At 48.9% G+C, this 747-nt stretch carries 1 protein-coding gene; it reads left to right on the forward strand.

The window, feature by feature from the left end; genetic code table 11:
- Positions 1 to 666 (forward strand): PTS transporter subunit IIC (locus R7Q11_RS25615; protein ID WP_225466930.1); only part of this gene is annotated, 666 nt, incomplete at its 5' end.
- Between the last annotated feature and the right edge of the window lie 81 nt (positions 667 to 747).

Genomic DNA, 747 nt, shown 5'->3' on the forward strand with positions numbered 1-747 from the left:
AGCAAGTTCGGTAACAAAGAACACTCTACTGAAGAGATGAACGTACCTAAGAGCTTGTTGTTCCTACGTGATACGCCTGTAGCAATCTCGTTCACCATGGGCATCATCTTTATGGTGACGTGTATCTTTGCTGGCGGTGACTTTGTACGCGAAGTTAGCGGTGGTAAGCACTGGTTCATGTTCGCGCTGATGCAATCCATCACATTCGCCGGTGGTGTGTACGTTATCCTTCAAGGTGTACGTATGGTTATCGCAGAAATCGTTCCTGCATTTAAAGGCATCTCAGATAAACTGGTTCCAAACGCAAAACCTGCACTGGATTGTCCGGTTGTGTTCCCATACGCGCCAAACGCGGTATTGGTGGGCTTCCTATCGAGCTTTGCAGCCGGTCTAGTGGGCATGTTCCTGCTGTACGTGATGGGTCTTACTGTGATTATCCCAGGTGTCGTTCCACACTTCTTTGTGGGTGCTGCGGCAGGTGTATTTGGTAACGCGACAGGTGGTCGTCGCGGCGCAATTCTAGGCGCGTTTGCACAAGGTCTACTGATTACCTTCCTACCAGTATTCCTAATGCCAGTACTGGGTGACCTAGGCTTTGCTAACACGACCTTTAGTGACGCAGACTTCGGCGCCGTTGGTATCCTACTGGGTCTGATTGTTCGTTAAGTAGTTAGTCTGAATATGACTAGCTGATAACTGACTTGATTGATGCGGGAATAGGCTCATCGGCATCAATCTTCAAGAATC

The organism is Vibrio sp. 970, assembly GCF_033339075.1.